General features: G+C 74.9%; 23 protein-coding genes. 22 read left to right on the top strand and 1 reads right to left on the bottom strand.

Translation table 11 applies throughout. The features are described 5' to 3' along the window. Nucleotides 1-157: 157 nt before the first annotated feature. From aroC to LGQ04_RS13585, 4 genes are read left to right on the top strand one after another with little or no spacing between them, the layout of a single operon-like run. Nucleotides 158-1,375: a chorismate synthase gene (gene aroC, locus LGQ04_RS13600; RefSeq protein WP_229244450.1), complete on the top strand. Its 1,218-nt coding sequence runs from the start codon at nucleotides 158-160 to the stop codon at nucleotides 1,373-1,375. Continuing rightward, nucleotides 1,375-2,013 carry a shikimate kinase gene (locus LGQ04_RS13595; protein WP_229244449.1) on the top strand — a complete coding sequence of 213 codons (639 nt, stop codon included), beginning with the start codon at nucleotides 1,375-1,377 and terminating at the stop codon, nucleotides 2,011-2,013. The genes aroC and LGQ04_RS13595 overlap by 1 nt, the downstream gene beginning before the upstream one ends. Beyond that, nucleotides 2,010-3,164 (top strand): 3-dehydroquinate synthase, encoded by a 1,155-nt coding sequence (gene aroB, locus LGQ04_RS13590; protein WP_229244448.1) that lies wholly within the window; start codon nucleotides 2,010-2,012, stop codon nucleotides 3,162-3,164. The genes LGQ04_RS13595 and aroB overlap by 4 nt, the downstream gene beginning before the upstream one ends. 16 nt (nucleotides 3,165-3,180) lie before the next feature. Beyond that, nucleotides 3,181-3,777, top strand: a complete 597-nt coding sequence (locus LGQ04_RS13585) for a hypothetical protein (protein WP_229244447.1) — start codon at nucleotides 3,181-3,183, stop codon at nucleotides 3,775-3,777. Here the strand turns inward: LGQ04_RS13585 and LGQ04_RS13580 are convergent. Further along, nucleotides 3,771-4,592: a glycerophosphodiester phosphodiesterase family protein gene (locus LGQ04_RS13580; protein WP_229244446.1), complete on the bottom strand. Its 822-nt coding sequence runs from the start codon at nucleotides 4,590-4,592 to the stop codon at nucleotides 3,771-3,773. The two genes, LGQ04_RS13585 and LGQ04_RS13580, sit on opposite strands and share 7 nt — an antisense overlap. A gap of 69 nt (nucleotides 4,593-4,661) precedes the next feature. Here LGQ04_RS13580 and LGQ04_RS13575 point away from each other — a divergent pair, with 69 nt between their 5' ends. From LGQ04_RS13575 to metK, 18 genes are all read left to right on the top strand, one after another. Beyond that, nucleotides 4,662-5,123, top strand: coding sequence for a type II 3-dehydroquinate dehydratase (locus tag LGQ04_RS13575; RefSeq protein ID WP_229244445.1), 462 nt, complete (start codon nucleotides 4,662-4,664; stop codon nucleotides 5,121-5,123). Nucleotides 5,124-5,182: 59 nt separating this feature from the next. Next, nucleotides 5,183-5,788 (top strand): hypothetical protein, encoded by a 606-nt coding sequence (locus LGQ04_RS13570; protein ID WP_229244444.1) that lies wholly within the window; start codon nucleotides 5,183-5,185, stop codon nucleotides 5,786-5,788. Then, entirely contained in the window at nucleotides 5,785-6,237 is a 453-nt protein-coding gene (locus LGQ04_RS13565; protein WP_229244443.1) for a hypothetical protein, read from the top strand. The genes LGQ04_RS13570 and LGQ04_RS13565 overlap by 4 nt, the downstream gene beginning before the upstream one ends. Nucleotides 6,238-6,353: 116 nt before the next feature. Then, on the top strand, nucleotides 6,354-6,917 hold the full coding sequence (efp, locus tag LGQ04_RS13560) for an elongation factor P (RefSeq protein WP_229244442.1): 564 nt from the start codon (nucleotides 6,354-6,356) through the stop codon (nucleotides 6,915-6,917). Nucleotides 6,918-6,927: 10 nt separating this feature from the next. Next, nucleotides 6,928-7,347 (top strand): transcription antitermination factor NusB, encoded by a 420-nt coding sequence (nusB, locus tag LGQ04_RS13555; RefSeq protein ID WP_229244441.1) that lies wholly within the window; start codon nucleotides 6,928-6,930, stop codon nucleotides 7,345-7,347. Nucleotides 7,348-7,542: 195 nt separating this feature from the next. Then, nucleotides 7,543-8,211, top strand: a complete 669-nt coding sequence (pyrR, locus tag LGQ04_RS13550) for a bifunctional pyr operon transcriptional regulator/uracil phosphoribosyltransferase PyrR (RefSeq protein WP_267494848.1) — start codon at nucleotides 7,543-7,545, stop codon at nucleotides 8,209-8,211. Further along, nucleotides 8,208-9,287 (top strand): aspartate carbamoyltransferase catalytic subunit, encoded by a 1,080-nt coding sequence (locus tag LGQ04_RS13545; RefSeq protein WP_229244440.1) that lies wholly within the window; start codon nucleotides 8,208-8,210, stop codon nucleotides 9,285-9,287. Before pyrR ends, LGQ04_RS13545 begins: the two co-directional genes overlap by 4 nt. Next, nucleotides 9,284-10,633, top strand: a complete 1,350-nt coding sequence (locus LGQ04_RS13540) for a dihydroorotase (RefSeq protein WP_229244439.1) — start codon at nucleotides 9,284-9,286, stop codon at nucleotides 10,631-10,633. The genes LGQ04_RS13545 and LGQ04_RS13540 overlap by 4 nt, the downstream gene beginning before the upstream one ends. Then, the gene (locus tag LGQ04_RS13535; protein ID WP_229244438.1) at nucleotides 10,630-11,322 is read left to right on the top strand and encodes a PH-like domain-containing protein; all 693 of its coding nucleotides are present in this window, start codon (nucleotides 10,630-10,632) and stop codon (nucleotides 11,320-11,322) included. The genes LGQ04_RS13540 and LGQ04_RS13535 overlap by 4 nt, the downstream gene beginning before the upstream one ends. After that, a complete protein-coding gene (gene carA / locus LGQ04_RS13530; RefSeq protein WP_229244437.1) occupies nucleotides 11,319-12,563 on the top strand; it encodes a glutamine-hydrolyzing carbamoyl-phosphate synthase small subunit in 1,245 nt (414 codons plus the stop codon). The genes LGQ04_RS13535 and carA overlap by 4 nt, the downstream gene beginning before the upstream one ends. 3 nt (nucleotides 12,564-12,566) lie before the next feature. Continuing rightward, entirely contained in the window at nucleotides 12,567-15,938 is a 3,372-nt protein-coding gene (gene carB / locus LGQ04_RS13525; RefSeq protein ID WP_229244436.1) for a carbamoyl-phosphate synthase large subunit, read from the top strand. Further along, on the top strand, nucleotides 15,935-16,801 hold the full coding sequence (gene pyrF / locus LGQ04_RS13520) for an orotidine-5'-phosphate decarboxylase (protein WP_308016406.1): 867 nt from the start codon (nucleotides 15,935-15,937) through the stop codon (nucleotides 16,799-16,801). The genes carB and pyrF overlap by 4 nt, the downstream gene beginning before the upstream one ends. A gap of 47 nt (nucleotides 16,802-16,848) precedes the next feature. Continuing rightward, on the top strand, nucleotides 16,849-17,766 hold the full coding sequence (locus tag LGQ04_RS13515; protein ID WP_229244435.1) for a tyrosine-protein phosphatase: 918 nt from the start codon (nucleotides 16,849-16,851) through the stop codon (nucleotides 17,764-17,766). Nucleotides 17,767-17,955: 189 nt separating this feature from the next. Further along, on the top strand, nucleotides 17,956-18,267 hold the full coding sequence (mihF, locus tag LGQ04_RS13510) for an integration host factor, actinobacterial type (RefSeq protein ID WP_229244434.1): 312 nt from the start codon (nucleotides 17,956-17,958) through the stop codon (nucleotides 18,265-18,267). Continuing rightward, nucleotides 18,260-19,000 carry a guanylate kinase gene (gene gmk, locus LGQ04_RS13505; RefSeq protein ID WP_372470071.1) on the top strand — a complete coding sequence of 247 codons (741 nt, stop codon included), beginning with the start codon at nucleotides 18,260-18,262 and terminating at the stop codon, nucleotides 18,998-19,000. The genes mihF and gmk overlap by 8 nt, the downstream gene beginning before the upstream one ends. Nucleotides 19,001-19,097: 97 nt before the next feature. Continuing rightward, on the top strand, nucleotides 19,098-19,379 hold the full coding sequence (gene rpoZ, locus LGQ04_RS13500) for a DNA-directed RNA polymerase subunit omega (protein WP_229244433.1): 282 nt from the start codon (nucleotides 19,098-19,100) through the stop codon (nucleotides 19,377-19,379). Between the two features lie 58 nt (nucleotides 19,380-19,437). Continuing rightward, the gene (coaBC, locus tag LGQ04_RS13495) at nucleotides 19,438-20,670 is read left to right on the top strand and encodes a bifunctional phosphopantothenoylcysteine decarboxylase/phosphopantothenate--cysteine ligase CoaBC (RefSeq protein ID WP_229244432.1); all 1,233 of its coding nucleotides are present in this window, start codon (nucleotides 19,438-19,440) and stop codon (nucleotides 20,668-20,670) included. Nucleotides 20,671-20,734: 64 nt separating this feature from the next. Continuing rightward, complete coding sequence (gene metK / locus LGQ04_RS13490) at nucleotides 20,735-21,934, top strand: methionine adenosyltransferase (RefSeq protein WP_229244431.1); 1,200 nt, start codon at nucleotides 20,735-20,737, stop codon at nucleotides 21,932-21,934. Nucleotides 21,935-21,965 lie beyond the last annotated feature (31 nt).

The following is a 21,965-nucleotide window of genomic DNA, read 5'->3' as shown; positions in this document are numbered from 1 at the left end:
CGGGCGTCCCGGGCGCGCGCCGCCGTCGTCCACAGGGCCCTGGGCCTCCGGACGCGTCCGGGCCGGCGTCCGGGCCGGCGTGGTGCCGGGTGGGCGACGTCGTCCGCACTCCGGTCGGCCGCCGGGCGGTGGGACGTGACGTGGGAGGATGACGCCCATGCTGCGTTGGTTGACATCGGGTGAGTCGCACGGCGAGGCGTTGGTCGGGATCCTCGACGGGCTCCCCGCGGGGGTCGAGCTCACGACGGCCGACGTGCAGGCCGCGCTCGCGCGCCGCCGCCTCGGGTACGGGCGGGGCTCGCGCCAGAAGTTCGAGCAGGACGTGCTGCGCGTCGTCGGCGGGCTGCGCCACGGCGTGACGCAGGGCGGCCCGCTCGCCCTGGAGATCGCGAACTCGGAGTGGCCGAAGTGGGTCGACGTCATGTCGGCCGACCCGGTGCCCCCGGAGGCGCTGCTCAAGGACGCGGGCACGGGCGACCAGCGCGAGATCGCGCGCAACCGCCCGCTCACCCGCCCCCGCCCGGGCCACGCCGACCTCGTGGGGATGCGCAAGTACGGGTTCGACGACGCGCGCCCCGTCCTCGAGCGGGCGTCCGCGCGCGAGACCGCGACGCGCGTCGCGCTCGGCACCGCCGCGGCGAAGTTCCTCGAGCAGGCGCTCGGCGTCCGCCTCGTGTCGCACGTCGTCGCCATCGGGCCCGTCCGGGTGCCCGACGGCGCGCCCGCGCCCGGGCCGGACGACGTCGCCGCGCTCGACGCCGACCCGGTGCGCTGCTTCGACCCCGCGACGTCCGCGGCGATGGTCGCCGAGATCGACGACTGCCAGAAGGCGGGCGACACGCTCGGCGGCGTCGTCGAGGTGCTCGCCTACGGCGTGCCGTCCGGCCTCGGGACGTACGCGCAGTCCGACCGTCGCCTCGACGCCCGCCTCGCGGCGGTGCTGATGGGCATCCAGGCCATCAAGGGCGTCGAGGTCGGCGACGGCTTCCGCACGGCCGCGCGTCGTGGGTCGGCCGCGCACGACGAGATCGAGCGCGACGCCGACGGGCGCATCCGTCGCCTGAGCAACCGCGCCGGCGGCGTCGAGGGCGGCATGAGCAACGGCGAGGTGGTGCGCGTGCGCGCCGCGATGAAGCCGATCTCGACCGTCCCGCGCGCGCTCGCGACCGTCGACGTCGCGACGGGCGAGCAGGCGAACGCCCAGCACCAGCGCTCCGACGTGTGCGCGGTCCCGCCCGCGGCCGTCGTCGCGGAGGCGATGGTCGCGCTCGTGCTCGCCGAGCAGGCGCTGGAGAAGTTCGGCGGCGACTCGGTCGCCGAGGTGCGGCGCAACGTCGAGGCCTACCTCGCCGCGATCCCGGAGCTGCAGCGCTGATGACGCCCGTCGCTCCCGGCACGCGCCCGGTCGTCGTCCTCGTCGGGCCGCCCGGCAGCGGGAAGTCGACCGTCGCGCGTCACCTCGCGGACCGGCTCGGTGTGGCGCAGCGCGACACCGACTCCGACGTCGAGCAGCTGGCCGGCACGTCCGTCGCGGACATCTTCGTCGAGCACGGCGAGCCGCACTTCCGCGCGCTCGAGCGCGAGGCTGTGACCACGGCGCTCGCCACCCACGACGGCGTGCTCGCGCTCGGCGGCGGCGCCGTGCTCGACGAGCACACGCAGGCCGCGCTCGCCGCCTACGCCGCCCAGGGTGGGACCGTCGTCTTCCTCGACGTCAGCCTCGCGCACGCGGCTCCGCGGGTCGGGTTCAACCAGTCGCGACCGCTCCTGCTCGGCAACCCGCGCGCCCGGTGGGCCTCCCTGATGGAGGCGCGCCGCCCGGTGTACGAGCGGGTCGCGACGGTGCGCGTGCTCACCGACGCGCGCACCCCGGCCCAGGTCGCGGACGAGCTGCTGGGCGTGCTGCGTGCCACCACCCCCGCCGCCACCGCCCCTGGCGCGACCGCTCCTGACGCCATTGCTCCTGACGCCAGCGCGCACGACGGCGCCCGTACCCCGGAGGACCCCGCGTGACCGACGACACCACCCGTCCCGCCCCGTCGCGCGTGCGCGTCTCTGGGGACCAGCCCTACGACGTCGTCATCGGCCGGCACCTCCTGGGCGAGCTGCCCGCGCTGCTGGGCGACCAGGTCCGGCGCGTGCTCGTCGTCTACCCGGCGGCGCTGTCCACCACGGCCGAGGTGGTCCACGAGGACCTCAAGGCCTCCGGGTACGACGCGTACGTCGCCGAGGTGCCCGACGCCGAGGAGGCGAAGACCGCGCAGGTCGCCGCGTTCCTGTGGGGCGTGCTCGGCCAGGCGGACTTCACGCGGTCCGACGCGATCGTCACCGTCGGCGGCGGCGCGACGACGGACCTCGGCGGGTTCGTCGCGGCGACGTGGCTGCGCGGCATCCGCGTCGTGCACGTCCCGACGACGCTGCTCGCGATGGTCGACGCCGCGGTGGGGGGCAAGACCGGTATCAACACGGCGGAGGGCAAGAACCTCGTCGGCTCGTTCCACCCGCCCGCGGGCGTGCTGTGCGACCTCGCCGCGCTCGAGTCGCTCGGCCGGTGGGACTTCGTCGCCGGGCTCGCGGAGGTCGTCAAGACCGGGTTCATCGCCGACGGGCGCATCCTCGAGCTCGTCGAGGAGCACGCCGCCGCGCTGCGCGAGTGGGGGGTACGGGAGACGACGCCGCGGACGTGGGACGTCGTCGCCGAGCTCGTCGAGCGGTCGGTGGCGGTGAAGGCCCGCGTCGTGGGGGAGGACCTCAAGGAGTCCGGGCTGCGCGAGATCCTCAACTACGGGCACACGCTGGGCCACGCGGTCGAGCTCACCGAGCGCTACCAGTGGCGCCACGGCGCCGCGGTGTCGGTCGGGATGGTGTTCGCGGCGGAGCTCGCGCGGCTCGCCGGCAAGCTCGACGACGACGTCGTCGAGCGGCACCGCGCGATCCTCGGGTCGCTCGGCCTGCCCCTGACGTACCGCGGCGACCGCTGGGAGCAGCTCGTGTCCGCGATGCGGCGCGACAAGAAGTCGCGGGGCGACCTGCTGCGGTTCGTCGTGCTCGACGGCGTCGCGCGCCCCACGCGCCTCGAGGGCCCCGACCCGACGCTGCTCGCCGCGGCGTACGCCGAGATCAGCGCGGACGCACCGACCGGGCGCGGCCCGGTCGCGCTCTGAGGCGCGGGGCGGCGTCGTGCCACGGGGCGACGGTCCGGCGGGTCCCGTCGAGGACGCCCCGCCGCACGATCCCGACCTCGCGCTGATCGTCCGGTCGGAGCAGCGCCTGCCGCGTGCGCTGGCCGTCGGCCTGGGCGCCCTGGGGTGCGCGGCCGCGGTGACGGCGGCGGTCGTGCCGGGCGCGGCGCGCTGGGCGGCGGCGTTCTTCGCCGTGCTGCTCCTGGCCGCCGCGGTCGGCGCGGTCGTGGCGCTCCTGCGGGTCCGACGCCGGTGGGCGCCCGCGGTCGGGACCGTGCCCGTCGCGCGCTGGACCGGGACGGGGCGGGGAAGTCCGGAGACGACGTCGCGCGAGACCGTGGTCGAGCTCGCCGCCGAGCTCGTGCCGGTCCCCGCCGCGCGGTTCCTGCACGTCGCGCTCGCGCACCCGCGCGCGGTCCGCGGGCCTGCGACCGTCGAGGTGTTCCGGCTGGCGCCGGACGGACGCTCGGGCGGACCGGTGCGCGTCGCGTGGGGAGGTCGGGTCGCGTGGGGCGCCACCGCCGTGCTGTCCGACGAGTCCCGTCCTGCCCGCCGCGCGCCCCGGAAGGTCACGCCGGACCTGTCGCCTCACTGACCGTCGTCGGGCCTCCACCGGCCGCGACGGTCGAGGACGTCGCGCAGCACGTCGGCCCGGTCGGTGACGATCCCGTCGACGCCGAGGTCGAGCAGCCGCTCCATCGCGGCCGCGTCGTTGACGGTCCACACGTGGACCTGGCGGCCCGCCGCGTGCACGGCGCGCACGGTGCGGGCGTCGACGACCCGCACGCGACCGGTGCGCTCGGGCACCTGGAGGCAGTCCACGGACCGCAGGGCCGCGCGCACCGCGCCCGGGCGGCGGAGCGCCGCGCGGACGCCGAGGACCACCGCCGTCACCTCGGGGGTGCCCGCCGACGTCGCGACGCGCCGGGTCAGCCGCGCGAGCGTGGCCCGACGGCGCCGTGTCGAGAACGACGTGACGCACACGCGGTCGTGCGCGCGCGTGCGCTCGATCGCGGCGGCGACGGGCGCCGCGGCCGCCGCCGACTTGACGTCGATGTTGACGCGCAGCGCGGGCCACGTGCCGAGGACGTCCTCGAGCGTCGGCACCGGTTCGACGCCGCCGATCCGGGCGTGCCGGACGCGCCGCCACGGCTGCGCCGCGATCGCGCCCGTGCCGTCGGTGGTGCGGTCGAGGGTCGCGTCGTGCAGGGCCACGGCGACGCCGTCGGCGGTGGCGTGCGCGTCGGTCTCCACGTAGCGGAACCCGAGGTCGGCCGCGGCGCCGAAGGCCGTGAGGGAGTTCTCGAGGCCGTCGAGCGAGAAGCCGCGGTGGGCGAGCGCGAGGAAGCCGGCCGGGGCGCTGAGGTAGGGGTGGCGCCGGGGGCCGGGGACGGGCGTCGTGGTCGTCACGCCCTCAGGGTGGCCCGGTTCCGCGGACGTCGCGCGGCGAGGCGGTCCGGGGCGGCTAGGGTCGGGCGCATGGAACGCGTGCTCGTGCTCAACGGACCCAACCTCGGCCGGCTCGGCGTGCGCGAGCCGGAGATCTACGGCTCGGCGTCGATGGCCGACCTGCGGGTCGCGGCGGCGGCCTGGGCGCAGCGCCTCGGGCTGGAGGTCGACGTGCGCCAGACCGACGACGAGTCCGAGCTCGTGGGGTGGCTGCACGAGGCGGTCGACGCGCGGGCGCACGTGGTGCTCAACCCGGCCGCGTTCACGCACTACTCCTACGCCGTGCGCGACGCCGCGGCGCAGGTGACGACGTCGGGCCTGCTGCTCGTCGAGGTCCACCTGAGCAACCCGGCGGCGCGCGAGGCGTTCCGCAGCCACTCCGTCGTGGGCGCGGTCGCGACGGGGACGGTCGCGGGCTTCGGCTTCGACTCCTACCGGCTGGCGCTCGAGGCGGTCGGGGCGCGCCTGGGGGCCGGCTCGCCCGAGGCTTGATCGGCGCCTATCAAGCCTGGGGGGTTGATCACAACAGATCAAGCCCCTAGCCTGGATGGATGTTCGTGCTCACGGTGGACCAGCGGGCGAGCACCGGGCGGCCCGACCGGGTGCCCGAGCTCCTGCGCCGGATGCGGGCTCTCCTCGCGGACCGTCCGGGCGTCGTCGTCCCCTTCGACCGCACGGTCGGGGACGAGGTGCAGGGCGTCCTCGACGACCCGGCGACCGTGCTCGACGTCGTGCTCGACCTCCTGCGCGACGGCGGCTGGAGCGTCGGCGTCGGGGTGGGGGCGGTGGACGAGCCGCTGCCCGCCGTCTCCCGCGAGGCGAGCGGCGAGGCGTTCGTGCGGGCGCGGGACGCCGTCGAGCAGGCCAAGTCCCGGGCGGCGACCGCGCCCGTCGCGGTGCGCGGAGGGCGGCCCGGGCGTGCCGCGGAGGTCGAGGCGCTCGTCCGGCTCCTCGCGGCCGTGGCCGAGCGTCGCAGCGGGCCGGGCTGGGAGGCCGTCGACGCCCTCGCGCGTGTGGGCGGCACCCAGAAGGATGTGGCCGGGCTGCTCGGCATCAGCGAGCAGGCCGTGAGCCAGAGGCTGCGTTCCGCGCTCTGGCCCGAGGAGGCGGCGGCGCGGCCCGTCGTCGTGAGACTGCTGGGGGAGTGCGACGCATGACGATCGACCCGGTGACGGTCCTGCTGACCGTCGCGGTCTGGGTGCTGGCGCTGGCCGCGAGCGTGCTCGGCGGCGCACCCGTGACGCAGGGGGTGCTGCGCGCCGCGGCGCGCCCGCAGCGGCCGGCGCGAGGCCGCGCGGCCGACCCGGCGTCCGTCCCGGTGCCGCCGCCGCCCGCGGCGGGCACGATCGGCACGGAGGCCGTCCGGGCGCTGCGCGGCGGGACGTGGATCGGTTTCCTCGAACGCTTCGCCATCACGGGGTGCCTGCTCGCGGGGTACCCGTCCGGCATCGCGTTCGTCGTAGCCGTCAAGGGCCTGGGCCGGTACCCCGAGCTGCGCGAGCACCCCGTCGCGTCCGAGCGGTTCGTCGTGGGCACCCTCGCGTCGATGTCGTGGGCGGCCCTCCTCGGGGTGGTCGCCGACGCCGCGCTCGGTGCGCTCCGGTAGACTCGTCCAGGCCCGTCTGCGGCCCGGGCCGCTCGCGCGGTCGTCCGGGCCGTGACCGCCCGGTCCCCGGCGGACCGGCCCGCGGCCCCCGAAGACCCTGCGACAGGAAGACGAACGTGGCGACGACCAACGACATCAAGAACGGCACCGTGCTCCGGATCGACGGCCAGCTGTGGAGCGTCATCGAGTTCCAGCACGTCAAGCCCGGCAAGGGTGGCGCGTTCGTCCGCACGAAGATCAAGAACGTGCTCACCGGCAAGACCGTCGACAAGACGTTCAACGCGGGCATCAAGATCGAGACGGCCAACGTGGACCGCCGCGACTTCCAGTACCTGTACATGGACGGCACGGACTTCGTCTTCATGGACACGTCCACGTACGACCAGATCACCGTCCCCGCGGAGGTCGTGGGCGACGCCAAGGACTACCTCCTCGAGAGCCAGAACGTGCTCATCGCGTCGAACGACGGCCAGCCGCTCTACGTCGAGCTGCCCGCGTCCGTCGTGCTCGAGATCACCTACACCGAGCCGGGGCTCCAGGGCGACCGCTCCACGGGCGGCACGAAGCCCGCGACGCTCGAGACGGGCGCGCAGATCCAGGTCCCGCTCTTCCTCGAGCAGGGCACGAAGGTCAAGGTCGACACGCGTGACGGGTCGTACCTCGGCCGCGTGAACGACTGACGGCCGCGTCGTGGCCGCTCGCACCAAGGCGCGCAAGCGCGCGCTGGACGTCCTCTTCGAGGCGGAGCAGCGCGAGGTCGACCCCGCGACCCTCCTCGCGGAGCGCGTCGCCGACCCGGGCGTCGCGCAGTCGCCCGTGCCGCAGTACACCGTCGAGATCGTCGAGGGCGTGCTCGCCCACCGCGACCGCATCGACGAGCTCCTCGAGACGTACTCGCACGGCTGGACCCTGGACCGCATGCCGGCGGTCGACCGTTCGCTCCTGCGCATCGGCGGCTGGGAGATCCTCTTCAACGACGACGTCCCGGACGTCGTGGCCGTCGACGAGGCCGTGGACCTGGCCCGGTCCCTCTCGACGGACGACTCGCCGTCGTTCGTCAACGGGCTGCTCGCGCGCATCGTCGAGATGAAGCCGACCGCGACGGCCTGACGCGCACCCCGCGACACCCACGACCCGCCCGCAGGACCGCACCCCGGTCCCGCGGGCGGGTCGTCGCGGTGTGACGGACGCCGCGTCCCACCGGGCGGACGACGCCCGGTCGCGCACCCGCGGGCCCGGTAGGGTGGTGCCCGTCAGACATCCTTTAAGGCCCGTCCCGTGAGGCGGGGAAGGAGGTCGCCGGACATGAGCTCTGGCCCTGCTGTGCCCACACCGTTCTCCTCCGAGAACCCCTCCGCGGACACGTCCCCCGTGGACCTGTCCGACGGGACCGTCGTCATGACGGCCGCGGACATCTCCCGCGCCCTGACCCGGATCGCCCACGAGATCGTCGAGCGGAACAAGGGAACGCACGACGTCGTCCTCCTCGGCATCCCGACGCGCGGCGTCCCCCTCGCGGACCGCCTCGCCGAGCGACTCGCCGCGATCGACGCGCCCGGGACGGACGCCCCGAGGGAGCCCCGCGACGTCGTCGGCGAGCTCGACGTCACGATGTACCGCGACGACCTGCACCGGCACCCCACGCGCACGATCGGCGCGACGCGCCTGCCCGCGTCGGGGATCGACGGCAAGGTCGTCGTGCTGGTCGACGACGTCCTCTTTTCCGGGCGGACCATCCGCGCGGCGCTCGACGCGATCAGCGACCTCGGCCGCCCGCGTGCGGTCCAGCTCGCCGCGCTCGTCGACCGGGGGCACCGCGAGCTGCCGATCCGCCCCGACTTCGTCGGCAAGAACCTGCCGACGTCGACGAGCGAGCGCGTGAGCGTCCGGCTCGCCGAGGTCGACGGCGACGGTCCGGCGGGGGCGACGGACGCCGTCGTCATCCGCGCCGCGCGGACGGAGGGGGACGCATGAGGCACCTGCTGTCCACCCAGGACCTCGCGCGCGAGGACGCGATCCGCATCCTCGACACCGCGGCGCAGATGGCCGCGACGCAGTCGCGAGAGATCAAGAAGCTCCCGACGCTGCGCGGCCGGACGGTCGTCAACCTGTTCTACGAGGACTCCACGCGCACCCGGATCTCCTTCGAGACGGCCGCCAAGCGGCTGTCGGCGGACGTCATCAACTTCTCGGCCAAGGGGTCCAGCGTCTCCAAGGGCGAGTCGCTCAAGGACACGGCCCTGACGCTCCAGGCGATGGGCGCGGACGCGGTCGTGGTGCGCCACCAGGCCTCGGGAGCGCCGCACCTGCTCGCGCACGCCGGGTGGCTCGACGCCGCCGTGCTCAACGCGGGCGACGGCATGCACCAGCACCCGACGCAGGCGCTGCTCGACGCGTACACGCTGCGCCGGCACCTGTCCGGTGCCGCCCTCCTGGCGCCGGGCGCCTCGGGTCCGGACGACACGGCCGCGCGCGGCGCGGACCTCGCCGGACGGCACGTCGCGATCGTCGGGGACGTCCTGCACTCGCGCGTGGCCCGCTCCAACGTCCACCTGCTCCACACCCTCGGGGCGCGCGTGACGCTCGTCGCGCCGCCGACGCTCCTGCCCGTGGGGGTCGGGACGTGGCCGTGCGCGGTGTCGTACGACCTCGACGCAACCCTCGCGGGGCACGGGGAGCACGGGCCCGCGGACGCCGTGATGATGCTGCGCGTCCAGCGCGAGCGCATGAGCGGGTCCGGTGCCGGCGGGGGCGCGTTCTTCCCCAACCCGCTCGAGTACTCGCGCAAGTACGGGCTCGACGCGCGACGCCTCGGCCTGCTGGCCGAGCACGCCGTCGTGCTCCACCCCGGCCCGATGAACCGTGGGCTGGAGATCTCCGCGCAGGCCGCGGACTCGCCGCGCGCGGTCATCGTCGAGCAGGTCGCGAACGGCGTGGCCGTGCGCATGGCGGTCCTCTACCTCCTCCTCGCCGGCTCGGACGACGCGGTCGCGTCACCGGCCGTGCCCGTCCCGTCCGCCGTCCCCGCCGAAAGGGTCGCCACCTCGTGAGCAGCACCGAGACCACCACGTACGTCCTGCGCGGTGCGCGCCCGCTCGGCGGCGAGCCCGTCGACCTCGTCCTCGACAACGGGGTGATCGCCGCGATCGAGCCGGTCGGCACGGCGGCCGCGAGGCGCGAGGGTGCCGACGTGGTCGTCGTCGACGCGAGCGGGCTCGTCGCCCTGCCGGGTCTCGTCGACCTGCACACGCACCTGCGCGAGCCGGGCCGCGAGGACGCCGAGACCGTCGAGTCGGGCACCCGCGCCGCCGCGGCGGGCGGCTTCACCGCCGTGCACGCGATGGCCAACACGACCCCGGTCGCGGACACGGCGGGCGTCGTCGAGCAGGTGTGGCGGCTCGGTCGCGACGCCGGCTGGGTCGACGTCCACCCCGTCGGCGCGGTGTCGGTGGGGCTCGCGGGCGCGCAGCTCGCCGAGCTCGGCGCGATGGCCGACTCCGCGGCCCGCGTGCGCGTGTTCTCGGACGACGGCAAGTGCGTGTCGGACCCGATCCTCATGCGCCGGGCGCTGGAGTACGTCAAGGCGTTCGACGGCGTCGTCGCCCAGCACGCGCAGGAGCCGCGCCTCACCGAGGGCGCGCAGATGAACGAGGGCGTCGTGTCCGCCGAGCTCGGGCTCGCGGGCTGGCCCGCCGTCGCGGAGGAGGCGATCATCGCGCGCGACGTGCTGCTCGCCGAGCACGTCGGCTCGCGGCTGCACGTGTGCCACCTGTCCACGGCGGGCTCGGTCGAGATCGTGCGCTGGGCGAAGGGCCGGGGGATCGACGTCACCGCCGAGGTGACGCCGCACCACCTGATCCTCACCGACGAGCTCGCGCGCGGCTACGACCCGACGTTCAAGGTCAACCCGCCGCTGCGCACGCAGCGCGACGTGGAGGCCGTGCGCGAGGGGCTGGCCGACGGGACGATCGACATCGTCGCGACCGACCACGCACCGCACCCGGTCGAGGACAAGGACTGCGAGTGGGCCGCCGCCGCGTTCGGCATGACGGGCCTGGAGACGGCGCTGAGCGTCGTGCAGCAGACCATGGTCGACACGGGCCGCATGACCTGGGCGGACGTCGCGCGCGTCCTGTCGGCGAACCCGGCCCGGATCGGGCGCATCGACACCGGCCCGACGGCGCAGGGCCGCCCGCTGGAGGTCGGGGAGCCCGCGAACGTCACGCTCGTCGACCCGGCGGCCACCCGGGTCGTGGACGGCGCCGAGCAGGTCACGGCGAGCACGAACACCCCGTTCCGCGGGACCGAGCTGCCGGGCCGCGTCGTGGCGACGTTCCTGCGCGGGCGCGCCACCGTGCTCGACGGCGCGCCCGTCGCCCGGGGGGTGCACGCGTGAACCTGCCCCAGCCCGTCGCGGTGGGCATCTGGGTCGTCCTCGGCGTCGTGCTCCTCACGCTCGTCCTGCTCGGCCGCCGCCGTCTCGCGGACCGGTCCGTCGGCGTCGTCCCCACCCCGCCCGCCGCGCCCGCACCGGACGACCGGGGCGCCGTCGTCCTCGACCCGGTCGACGCGCTCTACGTGTCGAGCACCCTCGCGGGCGACTGGCTCGCGCGCGTCGGTGCGCACGGGCTCGGGGACCGGTCGCGCGCCGTCGTCACCGTGCACGACGCCGGTGTGCACGTCGCGCGCACCGGCGCACCGGACCTGTGGGTCCCCGCGGGAGCCGTGACCGGCGCCGCGCTCACCCCCGGCATGGCCGGCAAGTTCGTCGGCAAGGACGCGATCGTCGTCGTCTCCTGGACGGTGGCGGCCGAGCCCGTCGCCCCCGCGGACGGCACGCCGGGCGCGGACGAGCCCGCGCCCGTCGCGCTCGACACCGGACTCATGCCGCGCCACGACGAGGACGTGGCGCGCCTGCTCGCCGCGGTCCAGGACCTGGCCCCCACGGGGACCGGGCGACGACCCGAGGGGCCGCAGGCCGCCGGTGCGGAGCCTGCCGACCCCGCCGACCCGACTCCCGACCCGGAGCCCGCGCACGACGACGCGGCTCCCGGTGCCGACCAGAACGACAAGGAAGACTCGTGACCACCACTGACACCCCGCGGTCCGACCGGGCCCTGCTCGTCCTCGAGGACGGCACCGTGCAGGTCGGCCGCGCCTACGGCGCGCGCGGCACGACCGTCGGCGAGATCGTCTTCAACACCGGCATGACCGGGTACCAGGAGACCCTCACCGACCCCTCCTACCACCGGCAGATCGTCGTCATGACGGCCCCCCACATCGGCAACACGGGCGTCAACGACGAGGACCCGGAGTCGCGGCAGATCTGGGTCGCCGGCTACGTCGTGCGCGACGCGGCGCGCCGCGCGTCGAACTGGCGCTCGGTGCGCACCCTCGACGACGAGCTCGCCGAGCAGGGCGTCGTCGGGATCAGCGACGTCGACACGCGCGCCCTGACCCGCCACCTGCGCGAGCTCGGCGTGATGCGCGCCGGCATCTTCTCCGGCGACGACCTGCTGCGCGACGGTCACCCGCGTACCACCGAGGACCTCGTCGCGCAGGTGCAGGCCGCGCCCGCGATGGCCGGTGCCGACCTCGCGCGAGAGGTCAGCACCGCCGAGACGTACGTGGTGGAGCCCGTCGCGGGGTCCGCCCCGGGCGACGAGCCGGTCGCGACGGTCGTCGCGGTCGACCTGGGCATCAAGTCCATGACGCCGCAGCGACTGGCCGAGCGGGGCGTGCGCGTGCACGTCGTGCCCGCGAGCACGGGCATCGAGCAGATCGAGGCGATCGCGCCCGACGGCGTGTTCTTCTCCAACGGGCCCGGCGACCCCGCCGCGGCGACCCACGAGGTCGAGCTGCTGCGCGAGGTCCTGGACCGCGGCACCCCGTTCTTCGGGATCTGCTTCGGCAACCAGATCCTCGGGCGGGCCCTCGGCTACGGCACGTACAAGCTCGCGTACGGCCACCGCGGCATCAACCAGCCCGTGATGGACCGCCGCACCGGCAAGGTCGAGGTCACCGCGCACAACCACGGGTTCGCCGTGGACGCGCCCGTCGAGGGCGAGTCCACCGCGCCGCACGACGGCGGCCGCTACGGGCGCGTCCGCGTGTCGCACGTGGGGCTCAACGACCAGGTCGTGGAGGGCCTCGAGTGCCTCGACCTGCCGGCCTTCTCCGTCCAGTACCACCCCGAGGCCGCGGCCGGACCCCACGACGCCGCCTACCTCTTCGACCGCTTCGTCGAGCTCATGGGCACCCGCCGTGCGGACGGCTCCGCAGCCCCTGGCTCCGAGGCCGCCCCGCAGACCAGCAAGGAGAACTGACCCGTGCCGCGCAGAACCGACATCTCGAGCGTCCTGGTCATCGGGTCCGGCCCGATCGTCATCGGGCAGGCCTGCGAGTTCGACTACTCCGGCACCCAGGCGTGCCGGGTGCTCAAGGAGGAGGGCCTGCGGGTCGTCCTCGTGAACTCGAACCCGGCGACGATCATGACCGACCCGGAGTTCGCCGACGCCACGTACGTCGAGCCGATCACGACCGAGGTCCTCACGTCCATCATCGCCAAGGAGCGCCCCGACGCGCTGCTGCCGACCCTCGGCGGTCAGACCGCCCTCAACGCGGCGATCGCGCTGGACGAGGCGGGAGTGCTCGAGGAGTACGGCGTCGAGCTCATCGGCGCGAACATCCCCGCCATCCAGAAGGGCGAGGACCGCCAGCAGTTCAAGGACGTCGTCGACAAGTGCGGCGGCGAGTCCGCCCGCTCGGCGATCATCCACACGGTCGACGAGGCGATCGTCGCCGCCGAGGACCTCGGGTACCCGATGGTCGTGCGTCCGTCGTTCACGATGGGCGGTCTGGGCTCGGGCATCGCCTACGACGAGGCGGACCTGCGCCGGATCGTCGGCCAGGGGCTGCACTACTCGCCGACCACCGAGGTGCTCCTCGAGGAGTCGATCCTCGGCTGGAAGGAGTACGAGCTCGAGCTCATGCGCGACAAGAACGACAACGTCGTCGTCGTGTGCTCGATCGAGAACGTCGACCCCGTCGGCGTGCACACGGGCGACTCGATCACGGTCGCCCCCGCGCTCACGCTCACCGACCGCGAGTACCAGAAGCTGCGCGACATCGGCATCGCCGTCATCCGCGAGGTCGGCGTCGACACGGGCGGCTGCAACATCCAGTACGCGGTCGACCCGGCCACGGGCCGCGTCGTCGTCATCGAGATGAACCCGCGCGTGTCGCGCTCGTCCGCGCTCGCGTCGAAGGCGACCGGCTTCCCCATCGCGAAGATCGCGGCGAAGCTCGCCGTCGGGTACACGCTCGACGAGATCCCCAACGACATCACCCAGGTCACGCCCGCGTCGTTCGAGCCCACGCTCGACTACGTCGTGGTGAAGGTGCCGCGGTTCGCGTTCGAGAAGTTCCCCGCCGCGGACCCGACGCTCACGACGACCATGAAGTCCGTCGGTGAGGCGATGGCCCTCGGGCGCAACTTCACCGAGGCGCTCGGCAAGGCGCTGCGCAGCATCGACAAGGGCGGCTCGGTGTTCCACTGGGACGGCGAGCCCCTGTCCGGGGACGCGCTCGACGCGCTCCTCGTCGAGATCGCGCGCCCCACGGAGAACCGGCTCATCGGCGTGCAGCAGGCGCTGCGCGCCGGGGCGAGCGTCGAGCAGGTCTTCGAGGCCACGAAGATCGACCCGTGGTTCCTCGACCAGGTCCAGCTCGTCAACGAGGTCGCCGCCGCGGTCGCCTCGGCGCCCGCGCTCACCGAGGACGTGCTGCGCGACGCGAAGAAGCACGGGCTCTCGGACGCCCAGGTCGCCCGCCTGCGCGGCATGGGCCCGGCCGGCGAGGCGACGGTGCGCGAGGTGCGCCGCGCCCTCGGCGTGCGCCCCGTCTACAAGACGGTCGACACCTGCGCGGCGGAGTTCGCGGCGCGCACGCCGTACCACTACTCGTCCTACGACCTGGAGACGGAGGTCGCGCCGCGCGAGCGCGAGGCCGTCATCATCCTCGGGTCGGGCCCGAACCGCATCGGCCAGGGCATCGAGTTCGACTACTCGTGCGTGCACGCGGCCCTGACGCTGCGTGAGCGGTACGAGACCGTCATGGTCAACTGCAACCCCGAGACCGTCTCGACGGACTACGACACCTCGGACCGCCTGTACTTCGAGCCGCTGACGTTCGAGGACGTGCTGGAGGTGTACGAGGCCGAGCTCGCCGCGGGGCCCGTCAAGGGCATCATCGTGCAGCTCGGCGGGCAGACGCCCCTCGCGCTCGCGCAGCGCCTCGCCGATGCCGGCCTGCCGATCCTCGGCACGAGCCCGGAGGCGATCGACGCCGCGGAGGACCGCGGGGAGTTCGGCCGCGTCCTCGTCGAGGCCGGCCTGCCCGCGCCGGCGTTCGGCACGGCCCGCACCCTCGAGGCGGCGAAGGACGTGGCCGCGGGGATCGGCTACCCGGTGCTCGTGCGTCCGTCGTACGTGCTGGGCGGCCGTGGCATGGAGATCGTGTACTCGGTCGACCAGCTCACCGAGTACGTCGAGCGCGCGCTCGCGGCGGCCGCCGCGGACGAGCGCACCGCGGGCGGGCTCCTGCCCGCGCCGCTGCTCATCGACCGGTTCCTCGACGACGCGATGGAGATCGACGTCGACGCGCTGTACGACGGCACCGAGCTGTTCCTCGGCGGCGTCATGGAGCACATCGAGGAGGCGGGCATCCATTCGGGCGACTCGGCGTGCGTCCTGCCGCCGGTGTCGCTGTCGGAGGCCGAGATCGAGCGGATCCGCCGCTCCACGGAGGCGATCGCCCGCGGCGTCGGCGTGCGCGGGCTGCTCAACGTCCAGTACGCGCTGGTGTCCGACGTGCTGTACGTCCTCGAGGCCAACCCGCGCGCGTCGCGTACCGTGCCGTTCGTGTCCAAGGCGACGGGCACGTCGCTCGCCAAGGCCGCGGCGCGCGTCATGGCCGGGGAGTCGATCGCGGACCTGCGGGCCGCGGGCGTGCTCCCGGCGGAGGGCGACGGCGGCGACCTGCCGCTCGACGCGCCGATCGCCGTCAAGGAGGCCGTGCTGCCGTTCAAGCGGTTCCGCACCGCGGACGGCACGGTCGTCGACACGGTCCTCGGCCCGGAGATGCGCTCGACGGGCGAGGTCATGGGCTTCGACCGCGACTTCCCGCACGCGTTCGCGAAGTCGCAGGCGGCGGCCTTCGGCGGGCTGCCGACGTCGGGCCGCGTGTTCGTGTCGGTCGCGGACCGGGACAAGCGCTCGATCGTGTTCCCGGTGAAGCGTCTCGCGGAGCTCGGCTTCGAGATCCTCGCGACGGCGGGCACGTCGAGCGTGCTGCGCCGCAACGGCATCGCGTCGCGGGTCGTGCGCAAGTTCTCCTCGGGGCGTGGCGCGGACGGCGAGCCGACCATCGTCGACCTCATCTCGGCCGGCGAGGTGGACATGGTGATCAACACCCCGTCCGGCCAGGGTGCGCGCGCGGACGGCTACGAGATCCGTGCCGCGACGACGGCGGCGGACAAGCCGATCGCGACGACGGTGGACCAGCTCGCCGCGGCGGTGCAGGGCATCGAGGCGGTCCTCGCGGGCCCGTTCGACGTCGCGAGCCTCCAGGAGCACATGGCCGGCGAGGGCATCGCGGCGCGGGCCGCCGCAACGGCGGGTGCGCACGGGGCCGGCGCGTGACCGGGTTCGGCGCGCGCCTCGCGGCCGCGATGGACGACCACGGGCCGCTGTGCGTGGGGATCGACCCGCACCCGGGCCTGCTGGACGCCTGGGGGCTGCCCGACGACGCGAGCGGCCTGCGGGACTTCGGGCTGCGCGTCGTGGAGGCCGTGGGCGGGCGGGTCGCCGCGGTGAAGCCGCAGTCGGCCTTCTTCGAGCGGCACGGGTCGCGCGGCGTGGCGGCCCTGGAGGACGTGCTCGCCGCGGCGCGCGCGGCCGGGACGCTCGTGGTCATGGACGCCAAGCGCGGCGACATCGGCTCGACGATGTCCGCGTACGCCGAGGCGTATCTGCGTGACGGCTCGCCGCTGGCCGCGGACGCGCTGACCGTGTCGCCGTACCTCGGGTTCGGTTCGCTGCGGCCCGCGGTCGACCTGGCGCTCGCCACGGGCCGCGGACTGTTCGTCCTGTGCCTGACGTCCAACGAGGAAGGCCCGGAGGTCCAGCACGCGCGCCGCGGCGCCGGGGCCGGCGTGGAGAGCGTCGCGGCCCAGGTCGCCCGGGAGGCCGCGCTGCTCAACGCGCCGGCGGTAGAGGCGGGCGCGGCGCTCGGTCCGGTCGGGCTCGTCGTGGGCGCGACGGTCGGCGACGCGGCCGCGCGCACGGGCACGGACCTCGTCGCGACGCACGGCCCGCTCCTCGCGCCTGGTGTGGGCGCGCAGGGTGCCGGGGCGGACGAGCTGACCGCGGTCTTCGGGGCGGCGCGGCGCCAGGTGCTCGCGTCGAGCTCGCGCGGCGTGCTGCGTGCGGGCCCGGACGTCGCGGCGCTGCGCACGGCGGCGTGCTCGGCCTCGGACGAGGCGGCGGCGGCGCTGCGCCCCTGACCGGCGCGGGGTGGTCGTCGCGGGTCGTGACCTGCGAGACTGCGCGCATGACGAGCCACGACGCCGTGTCCGCCGTCCCGTCGACCCCGGGGGTCCTGGACGTCGACGGGACGTGGAACGCGCGCGACGTCGGCGGCCGGGCGGTCCCCGTGGGCGCCTCGGCGCCGCTGCGGACCGGGGTGCTCCTGCGCACCGCGAGCCTGTCCCGGCTCACCGCGCAGGGCCGGGCCGTGCTCGGCGGGCTCGGGGTGACGACGGTGCTGGACCTGCGCGGTGCGGACGAGGTGGCGCGCGACGGCGCGGACGTCGTCCCGGACGGTGCGGCGGTGCTGCGGCGGGCCATGGATCCCGCGGCCGGGCTGTCCGGCGCGGGTCCGGACGGCGCGGGTCCGGACGGCGCGGGTCCGGACGGCGAGGATCCCGACGGTGCGGGTCCGGACGGTGCGCCGGGTGCTCGGCCGGTCGGCGGGAGCGGGTCGGCGGACCCCGCCGCCCTGGTCGCGGGGCTGGTGTCGGCCCCGGACCCGGCGGCCGTCGCGCGCCGCATGATGCTCGGCGTCTACGAGACGTTCGTCACGGACCCCGGGATCCGTGCGACGGTGGGCCGGGTTCTGGCGGACGTCGCGACGGCACCGGGCGCGACGGTCGTGCACTGCTCGGCGGGCAAGGACCGCACGGGGTGGGTGGTGGCGCTCGTGCAGCACGTCGTGGGCGTGGACGAGCAGGACCGGATGACGGAGTACCTGGCGAGCGCGGCCGCCGCGGAGGGTCTCGCGGCCGCGATCCCGCCCGTCCCCGGGCTCGACGCGGCCGCCCTGGCCCCGCTGCTCACGGTCGAGCCGGACTACCTCGCGAGCGCGTGGGAGCGTGCGGCGACGCAGTTCGGGAGCGTCGACGGGTACCTCGAGGCGTGCGGCGTGGACGGCGGCGTGCGCGACGCGCTCGTCGCCCGGCTCGTCGGCTGAGCGCCGTGCGTGAGCGACGCGCGGGCCCCAGTCGTTGCCTGCCGGGGGCCGGGTCGCTACGTTCGAGGGGTCGGTTCCCGCACGTCGGTGCAGGTCGGCCGCCCGGGGACGGGTGGCCGGACCCGTCCCGGGCACGTGCAGGGACCGCGTGTGTGGGCCCATCCGCCTGACGACGAGTAGGTGACTTGCGTGGCACTTCCACCCTTGACCCCAGAACAGCGCGCGGCGGCGCTCGAGAAGGCCGCGGAGGCCCGCCGGGTCCGCGCCGAGGTGAAGAACCGCCTGAAGTACTCCCAGGGCTCGTTGAAGGAGGTCATCGAGCGCGGGCAGAAGGACGACATGATCGGCAAGCTCAAGGTGGTCTCGTTGCTCGAGTCCCTCCCCGGCGTGGGTAAGGTGAAGGCTCGCGCGATCATGGAGGAGATCGGGATCGCCGAGACACGTCGTGTCCGCGGCCTGGGCCCTCACCAGTCGGCGGCGCTCATCGAGAGGTTTGGCTGACATTTCCGCGTACCCGCCCGAGCCGGCGTCGGGGGAGCCCGCTGCGGGCGTCCCGGCACCGGACCCCGCTCCTGCTCGTCTGACCGTCCTCGCCGGGCCGACCGCCGTCGGGAAGGGCACGGTGTCCGCGGACGTCCGTGCCCGGTATCCCGAGGTGTGGTTGTCCGTGTCGGCGACGACGCGTCGGCCGCGGCCGGGCGAGGTGGACGGGGTGCACTATCTGTTCGTCGGTCCCGAGGAGTTCGCCCGCATGGTCGCGGACCGCGAGCTGCTCGAGTGGGCGGTCGTGCACGGCCGCAACAGCTACGGCACGCCCCGCCGCGCGGTCGACGAGCGGCTCGCGGCGGGGGTCCCGGCGCTGCTCGAGATCGACCTGCAGGGCGCGCGCCAGGTGCGGGCGTCGATGCCGGAGGCGCGGTTCGTGTTCCTCGCGCCGCCGAGCTGGGAGGAGTTGGAGCGCCGGCTGGTCGGCCGGGGCACGGAGGACGCGGAGGAGCGGGAGCGTCGGCTCGCGACGGCGCGCGTCGAGCTCGCGGCCGAGTCGGAGTTCGACCACGTGATCGTCAACGACGAGGTGCACCGCGCGACCGACGAGCTCGTGCGCGTCATGGGGCTGCAGCCGCGCCCGGTGGCGGACGCCGGCCCGGACGACGCGGGGTCGGACCCCGGGGACCGTCCGTCCCCGGCGAGCTCGGAGCACCCGGCGGACCCCGCGGTGCGGGTCAGCGAGTAGACTGGTGTGCTGGTGCGCGCGGCCCCGGCCGGGCCGCCACCCCTGAACCTGCTGCAGCGATCCGGCTGCAGGACCCGAGAACCCTACGGAGCGAACTGTGTCCGGAACCGTCGCCGCCCCCGAGGGCATCACCGACCCGCCGATCGACGACCTGCTGGAGCACGTCGACTCGAAGTACGCGCTCGTCATCTACTCGGCGAAGCGTGCGCGGCAGATCAACGCCTACTACTCGCAGCTCAGCGAGGGCCTGCTGGAGAACGTCGGCCCGCTGCTGGAGACGCGCAACCAGGAGAAGCCGCTGTCGATCTCCATGCGGGAGATCAACGCGGGCCTGCTGACGATCGAGAGCGTCGAGCCTGCCGAGGACGCGCAGGACTGAGCCACCGAACGCCCCGCCCGGCCGTCGCCGGGCGGGGCGTCGTGCGTGAGGAGCCCGGATGAGGATCGTGCTCGGTGTCAGCGGCGGGGTCGCGGCGTACAAGGCGGTGCTGCTGCTGCGGCTGCTGCGCGAGCAGGGTCACCGGGTGCGGGTGGTCCCGACCGCGGCGGCGCTGCGGTTCGTCGGCGCCCCGACGTGGGAGGCCCTGTCCGGGGAGCCGGCCACCGACCGGGTGTTCGAGGACGTCGAGCACGTGCCGCACGTCGCGCTGGGCCAGGAGGCGGACCTCGTGGTGGTGGCCCCGGCGACGGCGGACCTGCTGTCGCGGGCCGCGACGGGCCGGGCGGACGACCTGCTGACGTCGACGCTGCTGACGGCGCGCTGCCCCGTGGTGCTGGCGCCCGCGATGCACACGGAGATGTGGGAGCACCCCGCGACGGTCGCGAACGTCGCGACGCTGCGCGCCCGCGGGGTGCACGTGGTGGAGCCGGCGTCGGGCCGCCTCACGGGGGCGGACACGGGCCCGGGGCGGCTCCCGGAGCCGGAGGAGATCGCGCGGGTCGCGCTCGCGCTGGCGCAGGAGGCGGGCGCAGCCGGTCCGGCCGCGGGCCAGGATCTCGCGGGGCGCCGCGTGGTGGTGTCCGCGGGCGGGACGCGCGAGCCCCTCGACCCGGTCCGCTTCATCGGCAACCGGTCGTCGGGTCGGCAGGGCGCGGCGCTCGCGCGCGCGGCGCACGCCCGGGGGGCGCACGTGACGCTCGTCGCCGCGAACCTCGCCGGGGACGTGGACGTCCCGGAGGTGGCCGAGGTGGTGTCCGTGGAGACGACGGCGCAGCTGCGGGACGCGGTGCGGGCGGCGGCGCGGGACGCGGACGTCGTGGTGATGGCGGCGGCGGTGGCGGACTTCCGCCCGGCGTCGGCCCCGACGACGAAGATCAAGAAGACGCCCGGGCAGGGTCCGGAGCCGATCGTCCTCGTGGAGAACCCGGACGTGCTCGCCGAGCTCGCGCACGAGCGGCTGCGGTCGCGTCAGGTCGTGGTCGGGTTCGCCGCCGAGACGGGCGACGGGACCGCGTCGGTGCTCGAGCACGGCCGGGCGAAGGCCCGGCGCAAGGGCGCGGACCTGCTCGTCGTCAACGCGGTGGGCGACGGGCGCGGGTTCGGGGTGGACGTGAACGAGGTGACGCTCCTCGACGGGGCGGGGGACGTCGTCGGGCAGGCGGAGGGCTCGAAGGACGCGGTGGCGGACGCGGTGTGGGACGCCGTCGTCGCGCGTCTGCACGGCGGGTGAAACCTCGTCTCGTCTCGTGGTGCGGATGGTGCTGACCACCTGGCGGGACAGTAGGCTGTGCGGCATGGCTGATCTGCGTCTGTTCACCTCCGAGTCCGTCACCGAGGGGCACCCGGACAAGGTCTGCGACCAGATCTCCGACTCGATCCTCGACGCGCTGCTCACGCAGGACCCGACGTCGCGCGTCGCGGTGGAGACGATGGTCACGACCGGTCTCGTGCACGTCGCGGGCGAGGTGACGACCGACGCGTACGTCGAGATCCCGCAGATCGTGCGGGACGTCGTGCGGCGCATCGGGTACACGTCCTCCGCGATCGGGTTCGACGCGGACTCGTGCGGCGTGTCGGTCTCGATCGGCCAGCAGTCGCCGGACATCGCGCAGGGCGTGGACAAGAGCCTGGAGGAGCGCGACGACGCGGGGTCGGGCGTCGACCCGCTGGACGCGCAGGGCGCGGGCGACCAGGGCCTCATGTTCGGGTACGCGAGCGACGACACGCCGAGCCTCATGCCGCTGCCGGTGTGGCTCGCGCACCGCCTCGCGGAGCGGCTCGCGCTGGTGCGCCGCGACGGCACCGTGCCGGGGCTGCGCCCGGACGGCAAGACGCAGGTGACGATCGGGTACGACGGCGAGCGGGCCGTGTCCCTGGACACGGTGGTCCTGTCGACGCAGCACGACCCCGACGTGGTGCAGGAGAAGCTGCACCGGCACGTCGCGGACGAGGTCGTCGCGCCGGTGCTCGAGGCCGCGGGGGTGGACCTGGACACGCGCGGGATGCGCCTGTTCGTCAACCCGACGGGCACGTTCGTCATCGGTGGCCCGCGGGGGGACGCGGGCCTGACGGGCCGCAAGATCATCGTCGACACGTATGGCGGCATGGCGCGGCACGGCGGCGGGGCGTTCTCGGGCAAGGACCCGTCGAAGGTGGACCGCTCCGCGGCGTACGCGACGCGCTGGGTGGCGAAGAACGTCGTGGCCGCGGGGCTCGCGCGCCGCTGCGAGGTGCAGGTGGCGTACGCGATCGGCAAGGCGCACCCCGTGGGCCTGTACGTGGAGACGTTCGGGACGCACACGGTCCCGGTGGAGCGCATCACGGCGGCGATCCGCGAGGTGTTCGACCTGCGCCCGGCCGCGATCATCCGCGACCTGGACCTGCTGCGCCCCGTGTACGCGGCGACGGCGGCGTACGGGCACTTCGGGCGCGAGCTGCCCGACTTCACCTGGGAGCGCACGGACCGCGTCGCGGCGCTGCAGTCCGTCGTGTGACGCCTGCCGCCGGGCGCCCACGGAGTGCCCG

The sequence above is a fragment of the Cellulosimicrobium marinum genome (assembly GCF_020551945.1).
Taxonomy (GTDB): Bacteria; Actinomycetota; Actinomycetes; order Actinomycetales; family Cellulomonadaceae; genus Cellulosimicrobium; species Cellulosimicrobium marinum.
Note: the sequence above shows the minus strand (reverse complement) of the source record. Positions and strands in the feature narration are given on the sequence as shown.